General features: G+C 60.0%; 15 protein-coding genes and 4 tRNA genes. 9 read left to right on the top strand and 10 right to left on the bottom strand.

The genetic code is table 11. The annotated features are described in order from the left end of the window. Positions 1-57: 57 nt before the first annotated feature. The 3 genes from CK910_RS04565 to CK910_RS04555 are packed head-to-tail and all read right to left on the bottom strand — an operon-like array spanning position 58 to position 4,847. A complete protein-coding gene (locus CK910_RS04565) occupies positions 58-3,138 on the bottom strand; it encodes a multidrug efflux RND transporter permease subunit (RefSeq protein WP_098981181.1) in 3,081 nt (1,026 codons plus the stop codon). Between the two features lie 15 nt (positions 3,139-3,153). Then, positions 3,154-4,260 carry an efflux RND transporter periplasmic adaptor subunit gene (locus CK910_RS04560; RefSeq protein WP_098981179.1) on the bottom strand — a complete coding sequence of 369 codons (1,107 nt, stop codon included), beginning with the start codon at positions 4,258-4,260 and terminating at the stop codon, positions 3,154-3,156. Then, positions 4,257-4,847 carry a TetR/AcrR family transcriptional regulator gene (locus CK910_RS04555; protein WP_172955237.1) on the bottom strand — a complete coding sequence of 197 codons (591 nt, stop codon included), beginning with the start codon at positions 4,845-4,847 and terminating at the stop codon, positions 4,257-4,259. The genes CK910_RS04560 and CK910_RS04555 overlap by 4 nt, the downstream gene beginning before the upstream one ends. 256 nt (positions 4,848-5,103) lie before the next feature. Between CK910_RS04555 and CK910_RS04550 the strand changes: the two genes are divergently transcribed. The 5 genes from CK910_RS04550 (at position 5,104) to CK910_RS04530 (ending at position 6,263) form a co-directional block, all read left to right on the top strand. Continuing rightward, positions 5,104-5,180, top strand: a tRNA-Arg gene (locus CK910_RS04550). 51 nt (positions 5,181-5,231) lie between these two features. After that, positions 5,232-5,307, top strand: a tRNA-His gene (locus tag CK910_RS04545). Positions 5,308-5,327: 20 nt separating this feature from the next. After that, positions 5,328-5,413, top strand: a tRNA-Leu gene (locus CK910_RS04540). Between the two features lie 74 nt (positions 5,414-5,487). Next, positions 5,488-5,564 (top strand) — tRNA-Pro (locus CK910_RS04535). 186 nt (positions 5,565-5,750) lie between these two features. Further along, positions 5,751-6,263 carry an RICIN domain-containing protein gene (locus CK910_RS04530; RefSeq protein WP_098981177.1) on the top strand — a complete coding sequence of 171 codons (513 nt, stop codon included), beginning with the start codon at positions 5,751-5,753 and terminating at the stop codon, positions 6,261-6,263. A 28-nt stretch (positions 6,264-6,291) separates the two neighbouring features. On the opposite strand, the gene CK910_RS24150 is transcribed toward CK910_RS04530, so the two are convergent. From CK910_RS24150 to CK910_RS04520, 3 genes are all read right to left on the bottom strand, one after another. Beyond that, on the bottom strand, positions 6,292-6,741 hold the full coding sequence (locus CK910_RS24150; protein ID WP_216640175.1) for a pyruvate kinase alpha/beta domain-containing protein: 450 nt from the start codon (positions 6,739-6,741) through the stop codon (positions 6,292-6,294). Further along, a complete protein-coding gene (pyk, locus tag CK910_RS04525; RefSeq protein ID WP_216640174.1) occupies positions 6,704-7,771 on the bottom strand; it encodes a pyruvate kinase in 1,068 nt (355 codons plus the stop codon). The genes CK910_RS24150 and pyk overlap by 38 nt, the downstream gene beginning before the upstream one ends. Positions 7,772-7,838: 67 nt before the next feature. Then, positions 7,839-9,176, bottom strand: a complete 1,338-nt coding sequence (locus CK910_RS04520) for an MFS transporter (RefSeq protein ID WP_098981175.1) — start codon at positions 9,174-9,176, stop codon at positions 7,839-7,841. Between the two features lie 314 nt (positions 9,177-9,490). On the opposite strand from CK910_RS04520, the gene CK910_RS04515 reads away from it, so the two are divergent. Genes CK910_RS04515 through CK910_RS04505 form a run of 3 tightly spaced genes read left to right on the top strand, consistent with a single transcriptional unit; the run spans position 9,491 to position 14,461 of the window. After that, positions 9,491-10,750 (top strand): ABC transporter substrate-binding protein, encoded by a 1,260-nt coding sequence (locus tag CK910_RS04515; RefSeq protein ID WP_367582004.1) that lies wholly within the window; start codon positions 9,491-9,493, stop codon positions 10,748-10,750. Then, the gene (locus tag CK910_RS04510; RefSeq protein WP_098981173.1) at positions 10,747-13,200 is read left to right on the top strand and encodes an ATP-binding protein; all 2,454 of its coding nucleotides are present in this window, start codon (positions 10,747-10,749) and stop codon (positions 13,198-13,200) included. Before CK910_RS04515 ends, CK910_RS04510 begins: the two co-directional genes overlap by 4 nt. Then, the gene (locus CK910_RS04505; protein ID WP_098981170.1) at positions 13,184-14,461 is read left to right on the top strand and encodes a sigma-54-dependent transcriptional regulator; all 1,278 of its coding nucleotides are present in this window, start codon (positions 13,184-13,186) and stop codon (positions 14,459-14,461) included. The genes CK910_RS04510 and CK910_RS04505 overlap by 17 nt, the downstream gene beginning before the upstream one ends. Before the next feature lie 4 nt (positions 14,462-14,465). On the opposite strand, the gene CK910_RS04500 is transcribed toward CK910_RS04505, so the two are convergent. Continuing rightward, positions 14,466-16,040, bottom strand: a complete 1,575-nt coding sequence (locus CK910_RS04500; RefSeq protein ID WP_172955236.1) for a methyl-accepting chemotaxis protein — start codon at positions 16,038-16,040, stop codon at positions 14,466-14,468. 278 nt (positions 16,041-16,318) lie between these two features. On the opposite strand from CK910_RS04500, the gene CK910_RS04495 reads away from it, so the two are divergent. Beyond that, positions 16,319-16,633, top strand: coding sequence for a hypothetical protein (locus CK910_RS04495; RefSeq protein ID WP_080741158.1), 315 nt, complete (start codon positions 16,319-16,321; stop codon positions 16,631-16,633). A gap of 58 nt (positions 16,634-16,691) precedes the next feature. Here the strand turns inward: CK910_RS04495 and CK910_RS04490 are convergent, their stop codons facing one another. From CK910_RS04490 to trmH, 3 genes are all read right to left on the bottom strand, one after another. Further along, complete coding sequence (locus tag CK910_RS04490; RefSeq protein ID WP_043140359.1) at positions 16,692-17,504, bottom strand: Cof-type HAD-IIB family hydrolase; 813 nt, start codon at positions 17,502-17,504, stop codon at positions 16,692-16,694. Between the two features lie 90 nt (positions 17,505-17,594). Then, positions 17,595-18,635 carry an alpha/beta fold hydrolase gene (locus CK910_RS04485; RefSeq protein ID WP_098981165.1) on the bottom strand — a complete coding sequence of 347 codons (1,041 nt, stop codon included), beginning with the start codon at positions 18,633-18,635 and terminating at the stop codon, positions 17,595-17,597. Further along, on the bottom strand, positions 18,625-19,368 hold the full coding sequence (gene trmH / locus CK910_RS04480; protein ID WP_098981162.1) for a tRNA (guanosine(18)-2'-O)-methyltransferase TrmH: 744 nt from the start codon (positions 19,366-19,368) through the stop codon (positions 18,625-18,627). The genes CK910_RS04485 and trmH overlap by 11 nt, the downstream gene beginning before the upstream one ends. Positions 19,369-19,455: the final 87 nt, after the last annotated feature.

Raw genomic sequence — 19,455 nt, 5'->3', positions numbered from 1 at the left:
TCGTTAGCGGGATAAAAAAAGGCCCCGAATCGGGGCCTTTTGCATTCAAATCGGTGATCAATGACTCCCTTTCGCCTTGGGCGGGATGGATTCATCAAACACGGGCAAGGGTTTGTGCTCGGAGGCCAGGTAGGTGTAAATCACCGGCAGCACGAACAGGGTGAAGATGGTACCGATCGCCAGACCGGCCACTATCACTATGCCTATGCTGAAGCGCTGGGCTGCACCGGCACCGGCCGCGTACAGCAGCGGGATCAGACCCGCGATCATGGCCGCCGTGGTCATCAGGATGGGGCGCAGCCGCACCTTGGCCGCCTGCATCACCGCCTGGGTCCGGTTCAGACCGTGCAGCAGCTGCTCCTCCTTCGCCACCTCGCAGATCAGGATCCCGTGCTTGGTAATCAAGCCGACGAGCGTGATCAGGCCCACCTGGGAGTAGATGTTCATGGTGGCCATGCCCCACGCCAGTGCAATCAAGGCACCACTGATGGCGAGCGGGACCGACACCATGATCACCAGGGGGTCACGTACCGATTCGAACTGGATGGCCAGCACCAGGAAGATGATGGCCAGCGCCAGCGCGAAGGTGGCATAGAGGGCGTTGCCTTCGGTCACGAACTGGCGAGCCTCACCCATGAAGTCGTAGCGATAGCCTTGCGGCAGCTTCTCTTCGGCTGTGGTCTTGAACCAGTTGATCGCGTCCCCCATGGCCACACCCGGTGCCGGTACGGCGCCTATGGTGGCGGAGTTCAGCTGGTTGAAGTGGGGCAGGGCACGGGGCTCACCCACGACTTCGATGTTGATCAGGCTGCCCAGCGGGATGGATTTGCCGTCGGCCGCACGCACGTAGTAACCCTTCATGGATTCCGGGTTCATGCGGTACTTGCGCTCGACCTGGGGGATCACCTCGTAGGAGCGGCCATCCAGGTCGATGCGGTTGACGTAACCGTCCGCCATCATGGTGCCCATGGTGATGCCTATGTCCTGCATGGTGATGCCGTAGGCACCCGCCTTGTCCTTGTCGATCTTGATCTTCATGGTGGCGGAGTCGTAGTTCAGATCGAGATCCGAATAGACGAACTGGCCATTGGCCTGGGTGGCCGTCAGCATCTCGCTGGCGATCAGGAACAGGCTCTCGAAGCTGTTCGGGGTGGTGATGACGAACTGGATCGGCAAGCCGCTCGATGCACCCGGCAGTTCAGGGAACTGGAAGGTGGTGATAGCCATCCCTGGGATGTCCTTCACCAGTCCGGCGACCCGATCCAGCACCTCTTTCTGGCTCGCTTCACGCTGGCTCCATGGCACCATGGAGGCGATACCAAACGCCTGATTGGCGTTGAATACCCCGGAGAAGACCTGGGAGTAGGCGATTTCCGGCTGCTCATCCAGGATCTTGTTCACGTCCGCCATGGTGTTTTCGATGTAGTCCAGGTTGGCGTTGGAGGGCGCCGTACCCAGCACCGCCATGACGCCCTTGTCTTCCGACGGCGCCAGCTCGCTCGGGATGAACTTGAACAGCAGCGGCAGGCTGCCGAATACGATGACGGCGAACACCACGACCACGATGCGCTTCTGCATCACGGCGTGCAGCATGCTGTCGTAGCGTTCCGTCATCCGATCCAGCAGGTGGTGTACCGTGCTCTCGAATTTGCCCGGCTGCTCGTTGGCCTTGAGCATCTTGGCGCACATCATGGGTGACAGGGTCAGCGCTATGATGCCGGAGACGAATACCGCCCCCGCCAGGGTCAGCGCGAACTCCTTGAACAGGGAGCCGGTGATGCCTCCCATCAAAGCGATCGGCGCATACACGGCAGCCAGGGTGACCGTCATGGCGATAACCGGCACGGCTATCTCGCGGGTCCCTATGATGGCGGCCCGGAAGGGCTCCTCCCCCTGCTTGATGTGTCGGTCGACGTTCTCCAGCACCACTATGGCGTCATCCACCACCAGACCGATCGCCAGCACCATGGCCAGCAGTGTCATCAGGTTTATCGAGAAGCCGAACAGATCCATCATCATCACCACGCCGATCAGGCTGAGCGGAATCGTGATGATGGGGATGATGACGGCGCGGAACGAGCCGAGGAACAGGGTGATCACCACCAGTACGATGGCGGCCGCCTCCAGTATGGTCTTGATGACCTCGTGGATGGACTCGTTGATGGCGATGGTGGAGTCATAGAGCACGTTGGCCTGCATGGTGCTCGGCATGTTGCTCTTCAGGCTCGGCAGCAACTCCAGCACGTCGTGGGCAATGTTGATGGGGTTGGCGGTCGGCGCCGCGTTGACCGCCATGACCACGGCTTCGCGGCCGTTGGCACTGGCCCGGTAGATGTCGTGGCTCTTCTCCAGCGTCACCTTGGCGATGTCGGAGAGGCGGATCACCTTGCCGTCACGGGTGGCCACCACCAGTCGCTTGAGCTCCTCGGTATTGCTGACCTGGGTCTTGGCATTGCCGTTGAACAGGGTGAAGTAACCCGTCGCCTGACCGGTGGCCGACTGATAGTTGTTGCTGTTGAGCACAGTCATCACGTCGCTTGAGGTCAGGTTGAAGGCCGCCATCTTGGCCGGATCCAGCCATACCCGCAGGGCAAACTCGACACCGCCGTAGAGATCTACCTTGGACACGCCGCCCACGGTAAACAGCTGCGGCTTGATGACCCGCTCCAGATAGTCGGTGATCTGGCTGGAGTTCAGCTCCGGACTGGTGAAGCCGAGGTAGAGCACCGCCGTGGTGGAGCCGGTGGAGGAGGTGACCGAGGGGTCTTCCGCCTCTTTCGGCAACTGGGAGCGCACCGAGTTGACCTTGGCCAGTATGTCAGATAGCGCGGCGTTCGGATCTGTGTTCAGTTTCATGAAGGCCGTAACGGTGGAGCTGCCCAGCTGGCTGGAGGAGGTCATGAAGTCGATGTTGTCGGCTTGCGCCACCGCCTGTTCCAGCGGCTGGGTGATGAAGCCCTGGATCAGGTCGGCACTGGCACCGTAGTAGCTGGTGCTGACCGTGATCACCGTATTGGTCACCTCGGGGTATTCCCGCACCTGCATCTTGAAGATGGCCTGAAAGCCCAGCAGGGCGATCAGGAAGCTGAGCGAGATCGCCAGCACAGGCCGTTTTATGAATATGTCAGTAAATCGCATTGCAGATCTCCGCGCTTACAGCATCGGGGTTTGTGCCGGAACGGCCAGGGCATCGTTTTCGACCACGCGCACCTTGGTGTCGTTGCTCAGGCGAACCTGGCCCGACAACACTATCTCGTCCCCGGCCTTGATACCGGACAGCACATGTACGTCATTGCCGCGACGCTCGCCCGCCTTGACCACGACCTGCTTGGCCCGTTTCATGCCGTCCACCTCGTGGATGACATAGACGTTTTCGCCATACAGGGTGAAGGAGATGGCCGATTGCGGGATCACCATCTGCTCTTTTACCGTGGGCAGTATGATGCTGGCGCGGGCGAACATGCCTGAACGGAGCTGGCCGTCGTTGTTCGGGATGTCAGCCTGTACCTGGATCAGGCCGCTCTGGTAGTTGACGGCCGGCTCGATGGCGGTGATGTGGCCATCAAACTGGGTCTGGGGATAGGCATCCACGTTGATCTTGATGATCTGGCCCAGAGTGATTTTCGAGATGTCGGTCTGGGGCACGGTGAAGCGCAGACGCATCACGCTGGTGTCTTCCAGCCGCACTATGTCGGTACCCGGTTGCAGGTACTGGCCGAGGAAGACATTGCGCAGGCCGACCACACCGCCGAAGGGGGCGCGGACTTCACGGCGGGCTATGGTCGCCTTCAGGCTCTCGATGTCGGCCTCCAGCGAGCGGTAGCTGGCTTCGGCATCATCCAGCTGATCCTTGGAGATGGAGCTCTTCTTGAAGAGGTTCTGGAAGCGCTCGTACTTGGCGCGCGCCGCCGGCAGCTTGGCCAGGGAGGCTTGCAGATTGGCCTTCTCCACGCTGGAGTCCAGGCTCAGCAGCAGCTGCTCCGCCTTGACCGGCTTGCCGGATTCGAAGGTGATGGCATCGATGGTGCCCGCCAGTTCGGTGGACAGCGTCACCCCCTGGTTCGGTTCGATGAAGCCGATCGCTTCTATGGTCGGTACCCAGTCCTGCGCCTTGGTCACCATGGCGGTCACCGGGAACTCGGGTTCAGGCCGGTTGGCCATGAACTCTGCAATCTTCTTCTGCTTGAACATATTGAAGCCGATGACGCTGCCAAACAGGGCAAGCGCTATCAGCAACATGATGGCCATCCACTTTTTCATGAACAGGCTCCTGAGGTGGAAAAATTGGGGTTTACAATGGCATTCCAGCTGGCCCGGATCACGGCTTCCAGCTGTTCTTGCGTCAGTTCAAAGTGGTGAACCTGGCGTTGCAACGCCAGACTTCCCACGCAATCCAGGCTCAGCACCTGCAGTGCCCGGACGGGTAGATCGATAAACAGACCTTGTTCACGTCCCCGTTCGAAGAAGCGATCCAGAGGTGCCCAGGCGGCCATGATGACCGGGTCTTTCTCCAGCTCGGCTCCCAGCGGAGAGCTCTCATACTGCAACTTGCATTTGAGCGCGTTGGGCTCGTCGGCAAAAATGGCGTGGATGTTGAGCCACAAGCGCCGAAATTGCTGAAACGACACCTCCTCTATCTGCACCCCTTCCATGACCAGGGGATGACACTGGAGTATGGTGTGCTGATAGAGCTGGCGGATCAGATCATCTTTGTCGCTGAAGTAGCGATAGATGGTGCCCGCCGCGACTTTGGCTTTCTTGGCCACCACGGCAATGGATAGCCCGTGGAAACCCTGCTCGCCGAGTACTTCATGCGCCGCATTGAAAATGCGTTCTTTCTTGTTCATGACTCGATTATCACAACGGCTGAATGAACGTTCATTCATTTTAGGGTGACCTTGAGGCAAGTCAAGTTCTGCTGCGCGCTTGACCACCATAGTGGGGGGACAAAGTAACGGGGGGGACTGGATCCAGCCTGAATGAAGGGAAAATGGCATAAAACAGCCATAAATGATGGAAAAACAAGCGGTTGATTCAGCGCAGGCAAAAAAGTGTAGACAAGCATGCTCCCATCATCAATAATGCGCCCCGTTCGACAGCGTAGCGCCCGTAGCTCAGCTGGATAGAGCGCTGCCCTCCGGAGGCAGAGGTCACAGGTTCGAATCCTGTCGGGCGCACCATCAAACGTGCGCCAGTTAAACGGGCGTTGTTGTGGAACGAAAACAGCTGTGGTGGCTGTAGCTCAGTTGGTAGAGTCCCGGATTGTGATTCCGGTTGTCGTGGGTTCGAGCCCCATCAGCCACCCCATTTTACAGCTTGTCAGGTATGCGAAGGTGGCGGAATTGGTAGACGCGCTAGCTTCAGGTGTTAGTGCCCCCCGGGTGTGAGGGTTCGAGTCCCTCTCTTCGCACCATACTTGCTGTATGACGAGGATGATCGCAAGTGGTCGTCTTTGTGCTTTAGAGTACTTAGTAAAGAAAATTGTCTCGGTGATTAGCGCAGCCCGGTAGCGCATCTGGTTTGGGACCAGAGGGTCAAAGGTTCGAATCCTTTATCACCGACCATATTCAGAAAAACCTCGCTTCGGCGGGGTTTTTCGCTTTCTGGTGTTTGCCATCTCTCCTGTCGTCACACCTTGTCACGTCTGTTTACACTTCTGTTGGCACTTTCTCGCCGCGGCTTCGGGTATGCTGGGCCACAGACCCACAGCAAGTGGGCATCATTGAACACATTTCAGGCCAACATGTCATATGCACCCTAATATCGTTCGCGTCAGCACGCTGGCGCTTGTTGTCGTGGCCCTCAGCGGCTGCTCGTTCAAGCCCAAGCCGGATGAGATCCTGATGGGCGCAGCGCCCAGGCAGGCCGCTGATACCCCCTCCACCCTGGTGACCAGCGGTGGTTTCTGCGTGGCATTGAATGCCCAGGATCAGCTGATCACCCAGCCTTGCGACCAGACGGCCCGTCAGCAGTTCAGCTGGGATGCCGGTGCCTTGCAGCTCCAGCAGCGCTGTCTGGTGGCCAAGGGGGGGAGTGAGCTCGCCATGACGGAGTGCCAGGACGAGAGTCGTCAATGGCAGTGGCAGGCGGATCGCCTGTTCAACCGCAAGGTCGAGCTATGCCTGGACGTCGCCGGGCGCCGTCACAAACCCGGCACCCCGCTGCGGCTGGCGGATTGCTACGGCGGTGCCAACCAGAGCTTCGAGTGGAAGAATGAAACGAGCGTGCTGGACCAGCTGAACCTGAAAAGCCTCATCTGGTGAGGCTTTTGAGATAGACGAGTGGTTCCCCTCAGTGTGAATGAGCGGCATTTATCGGGCGTTCTGGCTGGGGTATTGTAACGGGCAATGGCACCAGGCGACAGACATCCTCATGACCAGACCCCTCGAGCGAGTCGAGGCGACTGATCAGCAGGGAGTGGACCCCCTTCAGCTGATCGGCCCGTCGCAATGTGTCTATCAGCTGGCTGTGATGGTGCTGGGGGTCGCTATCCCGATAGTGGATCGGCCTGACGCCGCGCAAGATCGCCATTTGATTGAGCAGCTGGCGGTTGTCTGACAGTGCCCAGATCGGATTGTTGAGACCGCCCCGGGATATGGCGATGACCGCATCTCCCTGGCGGGTCAGCACGGCAATGCCGCAGGCGCTGTCTTGGCTGAAGGCGGAGGTCATGGCGGCCAGCGCCATACAGTGGCCGGACTGATCAATCTGGCTGGTGTCCCTGCGCCAGCGTGGTGGCATGGGCTCCATCTCTTGTTCGGCTCCCTGTGCGATGCGGAGCCATGGCTTCGACCGCTTCTACCGGATAGAGTCCAGCCGCCGACTCGGCCGACAGCATCACCGCATCCGTGCCATCCATGACCGCGTTGGCCACATCCAGTACTTCGGCCCGGGTAGGCATGGGGCTGCCGATCATCGACTCCAGCATCTGGGTCGCGGTGATGACGGGGCAACCGAGAGCACGGCAGCGCTTGATCAACTTCTTCTGTACGCCGGGCAGTCTGGCATCCCCGATCTCCACCCCCAGATCGCCACGGGCCACCATGATGATGTCGGCGGCGTGAATGATCTCGTCCATGGCCTCGACCGAGGCGACAACCTCTGCCCGCTCGACCTTGGCGACGATGGCTGCCTTGCTGCCGGTGGCACGAATGAGCGCTCTGGCCTCGTCGAGATCGGCGGCGCAACGGGGGAAAGAGATGGCCACGAAGTCGGCCTCGAGCTGGTGGGCGGTCAGGATATCTTCCCTGTCCTTGGCGGTCAGCGCCGGGGCGCTGAGGCCGCCGCCCAGCACATTGATGCCTTTGCGATTCGACAATATGCCGCCCACCAACACGCGGGTCGCGATGTGCGTTCCCTCAATCTGTTCCACCCTGAGCTGAATGCGGCCATCGTCCAACAGCAGGATATTGCCCGCATACACCTCGTTCACCAGTGCCGGGTAGTCGATCCCGACCCGACATTGGTCGCCCTGCCGGTCATCGAGCCCGGCATCGAGTACGAAGGATTCTCCCGCCTGCAGCCGTATGCTGCCCGCGGCGAAGCTGGCTATCCGGATCTTGGGGCCCTGCAGATCCACCAGAATGCCGATGTGGGTATCGAGGCGTGCGGCCGTGGTGCGGATCAGCGCTGCCAGTGCCAGGTGCTGCGCCGGACTGCCGTGGGAAAAGTTCAGCCGAAAAACGTTGGCTCCTGCCTGGATCAGCTTCTCCACCATGGTGGCGGAGCAGCTGGCCGGGCCAAGGGTGGCGATGATTTTGGTCTTGCGCATGGGATTCTCCGGTTGCGACAACAATGCAAAAGGGTGGTCACCAGACCACCCTTTTCTTGGGCATGTATCAGTAGTTGACGACTTTCTTGGCGTTCCACACCGTCAGAGCGAGCAGCATGGAGACCACAGAAGCGCCCAGCCAGAAGTACTGGGCACTGCTGAAGTCATAGTGGGTTACGCCATCGATCACGCTGGTCTTGATCAGCGCGGAGGAGACCAGCTCCTGGCCGGAGGCGGCGATGTAGGAACAGAGGCCGATGAATCCCTTCACTGCACCCACCGCCGTTTTGGGCATCAGGTCACAGGCGGTCAGACCGGCCAGGAACACCACCAGACCACCGATGGCATAACCGATCAGGGCGAGGGCGACCGCGTCCATCATGCGGCTCTGCGGACCCCAGAACATCAGGCACATGCCGGCTATGTTGGCCAGACCGTACAGCAGAGTCGGGATGTGGCGGTTGGCGTTGAACAGCTTGTCGGAGATGACCCCTGCCAGGATGGCGCCAACGAAACCGGCGATGGGGTAGGCTGACATGGCGAAACCGGCATCGATCAGGCTGTAACCCTTCTGTTCCTGCAGGTAGAGCACGGCCCAGGAGCTCATGGCGTAGCGGGACATGTACATGCAGGCGCAGGCTGCGGCGATGAGCCAGACGGTGGGTTGCTTGAGGATGAACAGCTGGGCGCGGCGGATCTCGGCCGGCTCCACTTTCTTGGCGATTTCGGCCTGCTCACCGAAGGCGACGGCCGGTTCCGGCAGAGCATAAGTCTGCGGGCGATCCTTCAGTACCAGGAACATGCACAGAGCCGCAATTAGAGAGGCAATACCCGCCCCGATAAAACCAGCCTGCCAACCGAAGTAGCTGACGATGGTGGCTGTCAGGATCCAGGAGATGCCTTCCCCTATGTTGCGTGAGCCACCCCAGATCGAATAGACGGAGCCCCGTTGCTTGGGTGAGAACCACTGGAAGATGGAGACACAGGAGGGCGCCGAGCCGACGGACTGGAACCAGCCGTTCAGGCCCCACATCAGCACCAGGAAGAAGGTCGCTGTGTTCATGCCCATCAGGATGGTACAGATGGATGACAGCCCCAGCGAGACCGACATGAAGCGGCCTATGTTGGCGTAATCGGAGAGGAAGCCGTTGGAGAACTTGCCGACGGCGTAGGTGAACAGGAAGGCGGAACCTATGACCCCCAGCTCCTCCAGCGTCACTATGCCGGCATCCAGCAGGGGTTTCTTGACAACGTTAAGGCTCATTCTAACCACGTAAAACATGGCATAACCTAGCACCAGTCCCAGGAAAACCTGCCACTGGTACTTGCGGTAAATGGAGCGGATTTTATCGGGCGAGGCATCCATGACCGGCAGGTCTGCTCGCGTCTTGAAAAAGTTGAACATGTCGTTCTCCGTTTATATTTGGCAGCATGGTTTCAGAGGAAGCTCTGATAGCGGTTGCCATCATATGAAGGGAGAATTTCAGGCGGCAAAATGACAGATATGGGTCAACACTGACTCAATCATAGGGATGTCATGAGTCAAAAGTGACATATTCAGACTGTCCTATTGATATTCAATGAATAACAATAGCGATCCCGACGGGGTGATATGAGTCAGAACTGGCTCATCCCCCATTTAATAAAAATAATGGCATGTGCTGAATATTAGATGTGCAGCACATAATCTGACATTGATAGCGAGCCGACAGACACCCTATGCCAATATTTTGCCGACTGCTGCCCCTCTGTCTGGTCGTGGCAATGTTGCCATTCAGCACCATTCAGGCCGCGTCATTGACTGTGCTTACCTCCTTCTCGGAGACACCGGTCAGGGCGGTGATCGACGGTTTCGCCGAACAATATCCGGGGATCCGGGTAGAGGTTATTTATCGGCGCACCATTCCAGCCTTGCGATTATTAACGGAGGCGGAGGCGCCTCCGGTTGATATTATCATGTCATCGTCGCCGACTTTTTTTAACACACTGGATAAGGCGGGTTTACTGGCGCCTTTGTCGATCGTCACAACTCCTCCGGACTGGCTGAGTCCGCATACTCTGGGATTAAGCAATAAAGTGGCGGTCGTCGGATATTCCAGCAGCGGCATCATGTATAACCGCCACTATTTGACCAAATATCAATTACCCCTCCCCACCACTTGGCAGCAGCTGGCTTCACCTGTTTTCATGGGGCATGTCATGATGAGCTCCCCCTCCCAATCTGGCACGACCCACATGATGGTGGAGAGCGTGCTGCAGCAGTATGGCTGGGAGCAGGGATGGGCCCTGTTGATGCGACTCGGTAGCAACCTGTCGGCCATTACTGCGCGCAGTTTTGGGGTGAGCGACGGTATTACTCGCGGGCTGGCCGGCGCCGGTCTGGTGATCGACAGTTATGCCCTCAACAGCCAGTCCCGCTTTGAGCACGTCGGTTTCAACATCATGCCGGACTCAGTGATCCTGCCGACCTATCTGGGGGTGACCCGCAGCAGTGCCAATCCGGCCAATGGGGCCCTGTTCATCCAATATCTGTTGTCAGCCAGGGGGCAGGCCATCATAGGGACTCCCGGCATGGCCAAGGCCACACTGAGTCAGCCGGCGCTGGCCAGGCAGACCCGTTATGTGACCGACAAGGCGCTGCTGTACCGGCGAGCTGGCCTGCTCAAAGCTCTGTTCGAACAGACCATTACCCAGCAGATGCCCAGGCTGAAAATGACCTGGCAGGGGATTAACGGAGCGGATACCCAGCAGGAACCCTGGCGGATCAAACTGCTGGAGCAGGCGCGTAGCAAGGCCAGCACGCCCCCCCTGAGCGAGCAGCAGGCGAGGGATCCAGCGTTGCTGGCGTTATTCGATGGCATGTACGATCGAGAGCAGGGCAATCCACAGGCAGAGCGGGTGATGCACCAGTGGCGTCAGGTGACGGAGGGGCGGCTGAACGAAGCACAGCGGCTGGTCGAGCAGGCGGTCAAGCCATGAGTTGGCTTGGGCGCAGCTTGCGCATGCCAAGCAGCCTGGGACGTCGGCTCATCCTCGCCTTTGTGGCCATCACGGCCCTGACCGGGATCATGGGGATGGCTGCTTATATGGTATGGGAACGGCTGGGACAGCAGGTCAACCTGATTGTCGAGGAGAGCCTGCCCGCGATCGGCAGTGCCTATCAGCTGGAACGCGCCAGTTCCCGCTTGTTGCTGTTGCTGGCTCAGTTGCGTGACACCCGGGATCCTGTGCAGTACCAGCGGCTCTCCATTTCGGTTTCCTCCACCCTGCTGGACATCCAGAATGCATACCTGCTGGGAACGCCGGGAGATCAGGAGACACCATCGCAGCGGCAGGCGTTCGATGAATTGAGCTCCCTGGTAGCTGATCACGCCCGCTATCTGAAGCAGCAGATCGATCACTTCGAAACCCTGCAGCAGCTGCAAAAGCGCAGTAACTGGCTGCATCAGGATCTGGTGGACGACGTTGCCCCTCTGCTGCAGGAAGTGGAGTGGCATCTGACCAGCATGGTGGCCAGCTCGGATGACATGGGCGAGTTTGGCAGTGTCATCAAGGAGTTTTCCGCCCTGCAGGATCTGACGTTCAAGGAAAACGAGCTACAGGCTCTGGTCAACGAGGTCATTGCCCAGCGTTATCAACAGGATCTGGAAAGCGCGTTTCTGTTCATCGGTTACAAGATTGACGAGATAGATGAGCTGACCTCCCGCCTGGCGGAGTACCCCTCGACCGTCAGCTATCGCCAGATCCTGCAGGATATTGTGACCTTGGTGAAGCCGGATGGTCAGCTGCACCGGCTGCTGCTGGCGGATGCCTTGACTCACCAGCGGCTGGCTGCTCTGCGGCCCCTGCTGGATGATGCAGTCTCGCGCTATCACCAGCGAGTGAGCTTGATGGTGAGCGAGGCAAACCGTTCGCTCAGTACGCTGGGACACAACAGCAGCCAGATGGTGGCGACCGGCAAGCTGGTGATCCTGGTGGTACTCGCGCTCGCCATCTTGCTCAGCATTTTTGTGCTGGTGGTGCTGATCGGCCGTCGGCTGATTGGGCGGCTCGATGTACTGGGGCAAGATCTGGCCCGGGTTGCGGCGGGCAAGATGGATCTGCCGGTCAGGACCAGCGGGCGGGACGAGATCGGCCAGCTGGGGGAGAGCCTGCGCCATTTCTGTCAGCAACTGCAGCAGATGGAACGGGCCAACGCCCTGAATCTCATCAACAATACCCAGGCCTGTCTCATCACCTGCCATCCGGATGGCACCATTGAGTCGGTCAACCCGAGTGCGTTGACCCTGTTCCAGCAGACGACCATCAAACCGGATCAGCCGCTGTGGCAGGCTTTTCCCGAAGAGGCCAGGACAGTGCTGGCCAGCCAGTTCCTGCCGGGACAGCCGTTGTACCAGTTAGGTTACAGCGAATGTACGGTTGCCAGCGAGCGGGAGGGCAAGCCCCGTTTCCTGCATTTCAATCTGCGTCGCTTTGAACAGGGGCGGGGGCACAGATTCATCATCACCATCACGGATGTGACCCGTCAGGAGCTGACCGCCAGGGATCTGGCTCAGCTAGTGGAGGAGCGTACCCGGGAGCTGACCGAGAACAACCATTTGCTGGCAGCAGAGGTGGTGCAGCGTCAGCATGCCCAGCGCAACCTGCTGCAGACCCAGGATGAGTTGATCCAGGCCGCCAAGATGGCGGTGGTGGGGCAGGCGATGACCAGTCTGGCCCATGAACTCAACCAACCCCTGTCGGCGATGATGACCTACCTCTACACCAGCCGTGCCGCGCTCGATGCCGGACAGCTCCAGACACTGGGCGATGACCTTGGCAAGATTGAGAAGCTTAGCCAGCGCATGAGCCGCATCATCACTGCGCTGCGAAACTTTGCGCGCAAGTCGCCGACCGAAGAGACCCGCATCCCGCTCGAGCTGGGCCAGGTGGCCGAGCAGGCCCTGTTGCTGCTGGAGACGAGGGCCAGACGGGATGGCTGCATCCTGAGGAACGAGCTGCCCACCGGGCTCTGGATCGAGGCCGACCCCGTGCTGGTGGAGCAGGTGCTGGTCAATCTGCTGGTGAACGGGATGGATGCCATCGCCGGGCGGGCAACCCGCGAGATCCGCCTGTTGCTGCTGGAACAGGATGGCAGTCAGCTCAAGATTGCCATCGCCGACAGCGGTGCCGGCTTCGGTGAGACCATACTGCCCAGATTGTTTACCCCCTTCACTACTTCCAAGGAGGTGGGGTTGGGACTGGGGTTGACCATCAGTCGCTCCCTGCTGGCCCGTTGTGACGCCGGCATCTTGCTGGGCTCGGCCCTGACAGGCGGCGCCATGGTGATCCTGGAGTTCGGCGGGGGCCGTGTACTTTGCCCATCCGGGGGCCCAGTATCCGATGAGCATATGAACGAGGAGAGGTCAGTCAATGTTGTTACCCCATAGCCGCCCGGCCAACGTCTTGTTGGTGGATGACGATGAGGACGTGTTGGAGTCTTATTGCCACCTGTTGCGGCTCTCCGGTTATCATCCCAAGGCTACCACCTCGGCCCACGAGGCATTGACCCAGCTCACTGCCCAGTGGCCTGGCGTGGTGGTATCCGATATCTACATGCCTGCCATGAACGGCATGGATTTGCTGACTCGGGTACAGGAGATAGACGTCGAGATCCCGGTCATCATGATCACGGGTCACGGCGATATTCCCCTGGCGGTGCGGGCGGTGAAACAGGGCGCGTTCGACTTTCTGGAGAAACCGCTCAACCCGCATGCCTTGCTGGCCCTGCTGGAGCGAGCCTGCCATCAGCGCCGCGTCACTCTGGCGCGCCGCAGCGAGATCCAGGCGGCCGTCGATGACGAGCTGATTGGAACCAGCCCGCAGATAGTGGCCATTCGCAACCAGATCAACCAGCTGGCACAGACCGACAAGGATCTGATGCTGGAGGGGCCTGCCGGCTCTGGCCGGCACACGCTAGCACTGCTGCTGCACAGGATCAGCGCGCGCAAAGCACAGCCCTGCCATCTGCATGACTGCGTGTCGGCAGGTTCGCTGGCCGAGATACAGGCCAGTCTGGCGCTCGCCGAACAGGGCACCCTGGTACTGCAGTCTCCCGCCAGACTGACGGCCGAGTGCCAGCGCTGGCTGGGCAACCATCTGCTGGAGCAGGAGCGCAAGGGGAACAAGTCCCTGCGCACCATAGCGCTGTTTGACGAGTCGCCGGAAGGGCTGGTGGAGCGACAACAGTTGATGCCGGAGCTGTACTACTTCCTCTCTCAGGTGCGGCTCAAGTTGCCCCGGCTGGTCGAACGCAGTTGCGACATCATCCCCCTGTTTCGCGCCTTTCTGCGTCAGGGCTGCAAACGGATTGGCCAGCCTGTGCCGGCGGTGGACCGCGCCTATCTGGAAACGCTCAAGCGGCATCAGTGGCCTGGCAATCTGCGCGAGCTCAGGAACGTGGCCGAGCTCTATGCGGTGGGCATTGTCAAACTGGCTGGTGTTGAGCGGGCCATGCCGCTGGCCAGCGCCAAGGAGCCGTTGGACGATCTGGTGGAAGAGTTCGAACGGCGGGTGATCGAAGATACCCTGTTCCTGTTCTCCGGCCGGGTGACCGAGGCCGCCCACTACCTCGGGATCCCGCGCAAGAAGCTCTATCTGCGCATGAAGAAACACAATCTCGACAAGGAGCAGTTCAAGCCTGCCGGCTGAGCCGTCAGAGTTTGAACTGCTGCACAGTGGTGGCCAGTTGTTGGCTCTGGGCCCCCAGCTGGCCACAGGTCTGGCGAATGATCTCCAGGTTCTCCAGCATGGCGCGGCCGTTGCGCGCGACGATGCTCAGATTGTGGTTGATCTCGGTGCTGACGCCGCTCTGTTCATGGGCTGCATCCCGGATCTGGCCGTTCATCTCGTTGATGATGGTGATCGCTTGCGTCATCTGACTCAAGCTCTCCCGGGTCTGGTGCGCCTGAGCGACGGCCTGGGTGCCGCTGTGGCTGCTGGCTTCCATCTTCTGCACAGCCAGTTGGCTACCCTGTTGCAGCCGCTCGATCATCTGTTGTATTTCACCCGTGCTGTGCTGGGTCTTGCTGGCCAGGGTGCGGACCTCGTCTGCCACCACGGCGAAGCCGCGTCCCTGCTCCCCGGCCCGTGCCGCTTCGATGGCAGCATTGAGTGCCAACAGATTGGTCTGCTCGGCAATGCCGCGGATCACATCCAGCACTGACGAAATGTGCCCGACATCTTGCTCCAGCCATTGGATACCCTGTTCCGAGCTGTGAATGTCCCGTGCCAGTGCTTCCATTGCCGCGACCGTATTCATCAGATCCGTCGTGGCGCTGTGCACCTGACCGGCTGCTTTGGTCGAGGCATGTTCGGTCTGGCTGGCGTGTTCCACCATGAGGGTGCTGGTGGCACTCTGCTCCTCCACGGCAGCGGCAATTTGATCGCTCTGGCGCTGCTGCTCCTCGGCATTGGTGAGCATCTGCTCCATCAGGGAGTGCAGCTGCCGTGATGCCGATTGCACAGTGCAGGCGGTCTGGCTGACGTCGCTGACGATCTTGTGCACCTGATCGATGAAGCGGTTGAAGGCGGAACCGAGGGCGCCGATCTCGTCGCGCGAGGTGATGGTGAGGCGCCGGGTGAGATCGCCCTCGCCCTGAGCTATATCCTCAAGCGCCCGCTGCATCTGGTTGAGGGGCCTGAGCGTGAGCCGGGTGACCGACCAGGTGAGTGTCAGGGCCAGCAGAATGGCGCTCAGCGTGCCCATGCTCAAGACCTGCTGCGCATGCTGGCTCGATGCCTGAACCTCTAGTCTGAGAGCCTGCTGAGATAGCTCGATGGCGTCCTTGAGCAGGTTGAGCTGCTGGCGGATGCTGGTGAACTGCTGCTGTGACGCCTGGAAGTGATTGGTGAGCAGCTGGCTGCTCTCATGGGGATCGGCAAAAACGGCCTGATAGTGTGCGAGCCAGCGATCAAACTCCGCCAACATGAGGTCAAGATTGCTCTGGTACTGCTTGCCGAGGAGGCCTGCATCGATCAGGGTCTGCACCTGACTCAGCCTGTCCCTCGCCTTGTTGCCATTATCAAGAAATTCCGCTTTCTGATGCGCCACATTTTCGGTGGTGAGGCCACCCACGATCAGCCCCTGGCCTGCGGCAATGACCTGATAGAAATCGCGATAGGCATCTTCAAGGGAGTTTTGTACCGGCAGTATCTGCTCTACAACGGTGCGATTGACCCGCTGCTGCTCGGTGAAACTGGTGTAGGCGACGGCAACGACGCTGGACATGATGATCAACACCATCACCACGGGAAGACGGGTTTTGGTCGTTAGGGACAAGCGATTCAGAAGTTTCATGATGGTGAGTCTCGCTGAGGCGATAAATGACGTTCCATTATCGGGTTTGAGACTTTGAAGGGATTCAGGCGAGGGTCACGCTATCGAACAGGAACCGTAAAAATTTGAGTTATTACCGGTACATAATCGAGTGCAGCCGATGCAGATAAGAGCGAAACTTGTTCAGGGCGTGAACAGCGGATTCTATTCTGTCGGCTAAGGGGTACATCATGAGATGTCCGAGGTGTCTGAAAGAAGAGGTTGATAAAGCATTGGATGAGCGGGTGGGACGGGCCTGCGCCATGGGATGTGGTGCCGCCGGCGGTTATGCCTGCGCAGCCACGTTCGCCAAGGTCGGTGCCGGCATGGGGGCTGCGTTGGGAGGGATAGGCGTGCCCATCGGTGCCGTCGCCGGGGCTCTGGGTGGTGCCCTGTTGGGGGGCGCAACCGGAGGAGGGCTGGGGTTATGGCTTGGCCGCACCATAGATCGCCAGATTTCGCGGCAATATAGGTGCAGGGCGTGCGACCACAGCTTCAAACGCTAGGGGGAAAGGTCGGAGCATCATGGATACCACGCACGGGCGGTATCCATGACGGCAGGGATCAGGCTGCGCCGGCGGTGCTGATGGCGAACAGCTGTTCCAGATAGACGGCGACGCCATCTTCATCCGAGCTCAGAGTCTGTTCGTGGTCTGCCAGGGCCAGCTTGAGGCGATCGTGGGCATTGCCCATCACCACGCCGCGACCCACCATGTTCAGCATCTCGAAGTCATTCATGCCATCCCCGAAGGCAACGGCCTGGGACATCTCCAGCCCGTGCTGCTCCAACACGGCGCGCACGGCATTGCCCTTGTGCACCCCGGCGTGCATCACCTCGAGACAGTCCGGCAGGGAGAAGGTGACGTTGAGTCGATCACCATAATGCTGGTTGAGCTGGGCCTCGATCTGCAGCAGCTTCTCGTGGTCACCGATGTAAAACACCTTGTTGACCTTGTCCATCGGATGGGTGGCGAGGTCGGTCAGGCGGTAGGTAAATCCGGATTCGTCATGGAATTGCAGCAACCAGGGCAGTTCCTCTTCCACCAACCACTCGTCGCCATAGTAGACGTTGAGGTGAATGGAGGGGTCGCGCTCCAGTGCGATCAGCTCGGCGGCCACGGCGGCTGGCAGCGCCTGATTGAAGATGAGTTGATCCTGCTTGTCGTGCACCACGGCACCGTTGGAGGTGATGAGGTAGATGTCCAGCCCGAGCGTGTCGCGAATGCTGCGCACGTCCACATGGTGCCGGCCTGTGGCCACCACGAACTTGATCCCCTGTTCCACCAGACGGTGCAGGGTGTCACGGGTGCGGGGGGAGATCTGGTGCTGCTTGTTGAGCAGGGTGCCATCGAGATCGGATACAACTACCTTGAACATCATTACCTCGGCATCAATTGAACGCCGGGGCAGTGTACCCCAGCGTTTTGCGTCACCCCATTTATTTAGGGATCCAAAAAATAACCAGTGTCAGAAGCGATCGAAGAAGGCCAGGGTGGCATTCAGCGCTACCTGACGCTGGGGATCGGCTTCCATGAACAGCTCGTGCCAGGCTCCCTCTACCCGCAACGGCTTGCCCCCTTCACACCGAGCCCGGGCGCAGAAGGCATCCTGCGCGGCATTGTCCACCACGCTGTCTTCCCCCGCCTGCAGCAGCAGCAGCGGTGTTTTGATGCGATCGGCGGCGGCGATGGCGCTGTCTCCGGCGGCTATCCCCTCGCGGATCCAGTGGGCTGTCACCCCGCCCAGCTTGATCTGCGGACGCTGTTCGTAGAGCTCGCGAAACGCCTGATAGCGCGGCTCGCTGTGGCTCAGGCCATTCTCGGCAAATTCGTGAGACTGGTAGCTGCCCTGACCCGGGCCATAGGGCGGTTCGCCCAGCCAGCTGCCGACCGTGTCTATGCTGGCTGCCAGCCCCTGTGCCAGCCACTTGGGCAGGCCGCCGAGGTTGATGCCCATCATGGGGGAGGAGAGCACGGCCGCCTTGATGTCATCCGGCCAGCGATCCAGATAGAGCGCCGAGATGGCGCCGCCCATGGAGTGGGCCAGCAGGAACAGCTTGGCGGGCTGGTCCGCCACTATGACCTGGTCGTGAAACTGCTTCAGATCCAGCACATAATCGTCGAACTGGTCGACATATCCTTTCTCCTGGTCGTCCAGCAGACGCTCGGACAGGCCCTGTCCCCGGTGATCGATAAGATAGAGGCTGTAGCCCTGACGCCACAGATCCCAGGCCAGCTCCTGATACTTGAGATAGCTCTCGACCCGGCCGTTGACGATGAGAATGGCGCGATCCACCCTGACCTGGCGCAGGGCGGCGTAGCGGATGGTGACGCCGTCCTTGCCCTTGAATTCCCCTTCGACGGCGTGCTCGCGCCAGAAGCCGGGCAGGGTCTGCTGATGGAGGGTGGCAACCTCGGCTTCGGATGTCAGCGGATAGGGATTGGTCACGGCAAGGGCTCCGGCAGAAAACAGGGTCAGGGCCAACAGGGGCAAATAGTTAGGCTTCATCAATGTACTCTTCCGAGGTGTCGTCCGACTGCTGTGCGGCCCAGCCCTTGCGGGTCAGTTGCATCTGTTGCCACCAGGCCTCGTCCGCCAGGATTTCGCCGGCCGGACCGAGCTGGGGATAGGGCATCTCTTTTTCTTTGCAGAGCTGGGCATAGATGGGGTAACCCCCCTCGAACAATATGTTGTTCTGCTCCTCCAGGTCGAGCGGGCAGCCGCGCTGGTAGCAGCCGGCCAGCTCGCGCTGGCGCTGGGCCTCATACAGGATGGCGGCGGCGGCCACAGAGACGTTGAGGGACTGCACCATGCCCACCATGGGGATGACGATATGGTGATCGGCCAGGGCCAGCGCCTCTTCGCCTATGCCGTGCTTCTCCTGGCCCACCAGGATGGCGGTGGGCTTGGTGTAGTCTATGGCGCGAAAATCCACCGAGCTCTCCGAGAGATGGGTCGCCAGGATCTGCATGCCGGCGGCTTTCAATTCGGCCACTGCGCTGCCGATGTCCGGGTGCAGCTTCACGTCCACCCAGTTCTGGCTGCCGCGGGCTGTGCCCTTGCGCTTGTGGATCCAGCTCTTGGGCCAGACGGCATGCACCCTGTGGATGCCAATGGCATCGGCGGTACGCACTATGGCGGCCAGATTGTGAGGCTTGTGGACCTCTTCCATACAGACGGTCAAGTCGAGCTGGCGCTGGGCCAGCATGTCAGAAATCCGTTTAAAGCGTTCAGGAGTCATATCAGTTTCTATCGGGTGAGGCGGGTGTGCCGGGCAAGCGAGTCGAGTCGGGCTGACGCTGGGTCAGTATGGTGCGGATTGGCTCGA

Source organism: Aeromonas sp. CA23 (genome assembly GCF_002587065.1).
Taxonomy (GTDB): Bacteria; Pseudomonadota; Gammaproteobacteria; order Enterobacterales; family Aeromonadaceae; genus Aeromonas; species Aeromonas bestiarum.
This window is presented reverse-complemented; position numbering and strand designations above follow the sequence as displayed.

Excerpts from the sequence above, each read along its gene's own strand:
- CK910_RS04565 (WP_098981181.1), bottom strand. The coding sequence starts at position 3,138 with ATGCGATTTACTGACATATTCATAAAACGGCCTGTGCTGGCGATCTCG.
- CK910_RS04560 (WP_098981179.1), bottom strand. The coding sequence starts at position 4,260 with ATGAAAAAGTGGATGGCCATCATGTTGCTGATAGCGCTTGCCCTGTTT.
- CK910_RS04555 (WP_172955237.1), bottom strand. The coding sequence starts at position 4,847 with ATGAACAAGAAAGAACGCATTTTCAATGCGGCGCATGAAGTACTCGGC.
- CK910_RS04530 (WP_098981177.1), top strand. The coding sequence starts at position 5,751 with ATGCACCCTAATATCGTTCGCGTCAGCACGCTGGCGCTTGTTGTCGTG.
- CK910_RS24150 (WP_216640175.1), bottom strand. The coding sequence starts at position 6,741 with ATGCCACCACGCTGGCGCAGGGACACCAGCCAGATTGATCAGTCCGGC.
- pyk (WP_216640174.1), bottom strand. The coding sequence starts at position 7,771 with ATGCGCAAGACCAAAATCATCGCCACCCTTGGCCCGGCCAGCTGCTCC.
- CK910_RS04520 (WP_098981175.1), bottom strand. The coding sequence starts at position 9,176 with ATGTTCAACTTTTTCAAGACGCGAGCAGACCTGCCGGTCATGGATGCC.
- CK910_RS04515 (WP_367582004.1), top strand. The coding sequence starts at position 9,491 with ATGCCAATATTTTGCCGACTGCTGCCCCTCTGTCTGGTCGTGGCAATG.
- CK910_RS04510 (WP_098981173.1), top strand. The coding sequence starts at position 10,747 with ATGAGTTGGCTTGGGCGCAGCTTGCGCATGCCAAGCAGCCTGGGACGT.
- CK910_RS04505 (WP_098981170.1), top strand. The coding sequence starts at position 13,184 with ATGTTGTTACCCCATAGCCGCCCGGCCAACGTCTTGTTGGTGGATGAC.
- CK910_RS04500 (WP_172955236.1), bottom strand. The coding sequence starts at position 16,040 with ATGTCCAGCGTCGTTGCCGTCGCCTACACCAGTTTCACCGAGCAGCAG.
- CK910_RS04495 (WP_080741158.1), top strand. The coding sequence starts at position 16,319 with ATGAGATGTCCGAGGTGTCTGAAAGAAGAGGTTGATAAAGCATTGGAT.
- CK910_RS04490 (WP_043140359.1), bottom strand. The coding sequence starts at position 17,504 with ATGTTCAAGGTAGTTGTATCCGATCTCGATGGCACCCTGCTCAACAAG.
- CK910_RS04485 (WP_098981165.1), bottom strand. The coding sequence starts at position 18,635 with ATGAAGCCTAACTATTTGCCCCTGTTGGCCCTGACCCTGTTTTCTGCC.
- trmH (WP_098981162.1), bottom strand. The coding sequence starts at position 19,368 with ATGACTCCTGAACGCTTTAAACGGATTTCTGACATGCTGGCCCAGCGC.